1 protein-coding gene and 1 tRNA gene are annotated in these 4015 nt (G+C 55.9%); one reads left to right on the top strand and one right to left on the bottom strand.

The genetic code is table 11. The features are described from left to right. Positions 1-79: 79 nt before the first annotated feature. Positions 80-161, bottom strand: a tRNA-Tyr gene (locus HMPREF0673_RS03410). 151 nt (positions 162-312) lie between these two features. On the opposite strand from HMPREF0673_RS03410, the gene HMPREF0673_RS03405 reads away from it, so the two are divergent. Beyond that, positions 313-3678, top strand: coding sequence for a glycoside hydrolase family 2 TIM barrel-domain containing protein (locus HMPREF0673_RS03405; RefSeq protein ID WP_007897978.1), 3366 nt, complete (start codon positions 313-315; stop codon positions 3676-3678). Positions 3679-4015: the final 337 nt, after the last annotated feature.

Raw genomic sequence — 4015 nt, 5'->3', positions numbered from 1 at the left:
CAAGTGCACCCCCTAAAAGTGCACCCCCTAAATGAAAAAAGGTGTACCAACATTGTTGATACACCTTTCAGCTATTCTGTGGGTGGTGATGGATTCGAACCACCGAAGGCATCGCCAGCAGATTTACAGTCTGCCCCATTTGGCCACTCTGGTAACCACCCGACAGCTTTTGTCTTAAAAGCGAGTGCAAAGGTACAAATTAATTTTGATACAACCGCAAGTTTACTAAACTTTTTTTTAAAAAATTTGTACGACTCCCAAATTAGTAGTAAATTTGCAGTAATTCGGAAACAAATCAAAAAACCTAAATAAATGAAGAAAACTTTATTGTTAGTGGCTGTTGCAGCATTGGTATGCAGCGGCACAGCCTACGGACAGCGCAAGGCGAAGCGTCAGGCAAAGAAGAACGTGCCGACGATAGTCCATGCGGTTGAAACGAAGGACATCGCCGAGGTGGTTGACTCATGGGTGGAGAACGAGCAGAAGTTTGAGGACCAGAAGCTCCCGGCACACGCTACGTTCATACCCTACTCGTCTACATCGCAGATGATGCTCGACAAGTGCTACGCCAAGCCGTGGCTCACGCCGGAGCGTGCCGACTACCTGCTGCTCAACGGCGAGTGGAAGTTCCGCTACACTGCCGACTGGAAGCAGGGCAAGCCCGAGGAGAAGGACTTCTACGGCGACAACGCTGACGTATCGGCTTGGGACAACATCAAAGTGCCGCTCAACTGGGAGATGGCTGGCTATGATGTGCCTGTATATAATAATGTGGGCTATCCGTTCCACAACGACCCGCCGCGCATCAAGGCGATGGACGACAACTTCGACAAGAACCCTGTGGGTTCGTACCGCCGCACATTCAATCTGCCCGAGGGTTGGGAGAAGGACAAGCGCGTGGTGCTCCACTTCGACGGAGCGTGCAGCGCCATCGTGGTATGGGTGAACGGCAAGTATGCCGGTTTCTCAGAGGGTGCGAACACCGACGCCGAGTTCGACGTGACGGCACTCGTGCGCAAGGGCGAGAACAACGTATCGGTACGCGTGTACCGCTGGTCGGACGGTTCATATCTTGAGGGTCAGGACATGTGGCACCTCGCCGGCATCCACCGCGACGTGTACCTCATGGCTACTCCTAAGGTGGCTGTAAGCGACCATTACATCACATCACAGCTCGGCGAAGGCTACACCGCAGGCTCTATGAACGTGGAGCTGACCGTAGACAACTCGCTGAAGCAGAGCGCAAGCAAGACACTCGAAGTGGAGCTGCTCGACCCCGCAGGTCAGCTCGTTGCGAAGAAGCTGCAGGCTGTAGCGCTGACAGCGAAGGACGCGCAGAAGACTGTTTCTATAGACTTCGATGGTCTGACGGACCTGAAGCTCTGGTCGTCTGAGCACCCGTGGCTCTACACCGTCATCGTGCGCCAGATGGGCAACGCAGGCGAGGAGATGGTGTTCTCTACGAAGTATGGTTTCCGCAGCGTGGAGCAGAAGGGCAACCTCATCTACGTGAACGGCAAGCGCGTGTACTTCAAGGGCGTGAACACGCAGGATATACATCCGCTCTTGGGTCACGCTATCGACGTGAAGACAATGCTGCGCGACGTGGAGTTGATGAAGAAGGCTAACGTGAACACAGTGCGCACATCGCACTATCCGCGCCAGGCGAAGATGTACGCCATGTTCGACTACTACGGCCTGTACTGCATGAACGAGGCTGACGTGGAGTGTCACGGCAACCAGAGCATCTCTGACATGCCGTCGTGGGAGGGTGCATACGTAGACCGCACAGCGCGCATGGTGCTGCGCGACCGCAACCACCCGAGCGTGGTGTTCTGGTCGCTCGGCAACGAGTCGGGCGGCGGCTGCAACTTCCAGGCTACATACGACTGCGTGAAGCGTCTGCTGCCGCGTCGCGACGCATGGGTTCACTACGAGGGCTACAACCACGGCGAGAAGTACTCCGACTTCGGTTCGGATATGTACCCTGTGGTGAGCAAGGTGGTTGAGCAGCGCGACGGACTGAACAACAAGCCTTACTTCATCTGCGAGTACGCTCACGCCATGGGACAGGCTGTGGGCCACCTGCAGGAGTACTGGGACGTGATAGAGAACAGCAACGGCATCGTGGGCGGTTGCATCTGGGACTGGGTGGACCAGGGCATATACGACACACGCCGCATCAAGGCAGGCGAGCCACTGACCGACCCAAAGACTGGTATACCCTACTACACCTCAGGCTACGATTATACAAAGATGAACCGCGGCGACTATGGTTTCCAGGGCGACTTCATGAGCAACGGCATCATCACTCCGGGACGCGAGTGGACGGCTAAGCTCGACGAGGTGAGGTACGTTTACCGCGATGTCGACTTCGTGTCGTTCGCTAATCATAAACTCACACTGAAGAACAAGTTCGCCTTCACCGACCTGAGAAACTACCAGCTCATATGGAGCATCAGCGGACGCGGCGAGGGAGAGAGCAACCTGGCCCACGGCACGGTGAAAGACTTGCAGTGCAAGCCGGGCGAGACCTGCGTAGTGGAGATTCCGTACGACGTGAACGTGCCGGCTGACAAGGAGATTATCATCACCTTCAAGCTCAAAGTTAAAGACAAGACCGCATGGGCAAACCGCGCTCACGTGATTGCGGCACAGCAGTTCTGCCTCACAGCAGACGCAGCTGCCAACTGTCCGTCGGTAGCCGACCCGACATACGTGCAGCACAACCACATCGCTCTGCCCGCAATCAGCGAGAAGGGCAAGCTGAAGGTGAAGGGCAACAGCGTTGAGGGCAAGAACTTCAGCATCAAGTTCGACACCGACGGCACCATCGCCGAGTGGACATACGAGGGCAAGCAGATTGTTATGCCGTCAGCAGGTCCCGACTTCAACGGCTTCCGCCGCATCGCCAACGACAACATCTCGCTCGGCGCAACGGGCGGTGTAGCCGAGAACGAGAACAAGGAGGAGGGTGCACTCTCTGGTCAGAAGACACTCGTGAAGGCTCCGAAGAAGCAGGGCAACAACGTGCTCGTGGAGACTGCCGTATCTAACGGCAAGGACACCCACCACATCCTCTACACCATCTATCCGAACGGCGAGGTGGACATGCGCGTAGCGTTCAACAACTCGTCGGAGGAGACACGCCGCGTGGGCATCACAATGCAGTTCGCACCGGGCTTCGAGAGCGTACTCTACTACGCTAAGGGTCCGCGCTCCAACTATATCGACCGCCAGCGCGGTTCGCTGCTCGGATGGTACCGCACATCGGTAGACAAGATGTTCGAGCAGCAGTCGGCTCCGCAGACCATGGGCGACCGTCAGGGCTTGCGCGAGATGACGCTGAAGAACAGTGGCAACGGTGTGGGACTGAACATGAAGGTGGAAGGCCAGCTCGCCTTCTCGCTCTCTCACTACGACGACCAGCAGTTCAACTACGACGTGTTCTACGGCGGCAAGCATCCTTACGACCTGACACGCAGCGAGCAGGTGTTCGCTCACTTCGACTTCTGGCAGCGTGGCATCGGCAACCACTCGTGCGGTGGCGACTCTTGTCTGCCGCAGTTCAAGACTCCTACCGGCGAGCACGTGGTGACAATGCGCTTCGCGCCGTACACATTCAACCCGAAGACACGCATCTTGCCTAAAATGCAGAGAATAGAAATGAACCGTTAGAAGGGTAAGAACTACAGAATTGCGATGAGCTTTGACAAAAGCACATTGCAACTTGAAGCATCCGCGTCGGTCGATGCGGACGTCTGCGTCGGTCGATGCGGATGTCTGCGTCGGTCGGTGCGGATGTCTGCGTCGGTCGGTGCGGAACGTGCTTAATCGCACTATTAGTTCCAACTAACAGCAATAAAAACAGAAAAGAGCAGAACTTCGATATCGAGGTTCTGCTCTTTTCGTTAGTGGGATGCAAACGGTCTACATGGTTGGGGCACTTTAAGGGGGTGCACTTGGAGAGGCACTTGCAAGGGGGTGCACTTGAGACAAGTGCACCCCCTAAAAC

Source organism: Leyella stercorea DSM 18206 (assembly GCF_000235885.1).
In the GTDB taxonomy this organism is placed as follows: domain Bacteria; phylum Bacteroidota; class Bacteroidia; order Bacteroidales; family Bacteroidaceae; genus Prevotella; species Prevotella stercorea.
The sequence above is the reverse complement of the archived record's forward strand: the minus strand, read 5'-3'. Positions and strand labels throughout refer to the sequence as shown.

Coding starts and splice junctions, on each gene's coding strand:
- HMPREF0673_RS03405 (WP_007897978.1), top strand. CDS start 313: ATGAAGAAAACTTTATTGTTAGTGGCTGTTGCAGCATTGGTATGCAGC.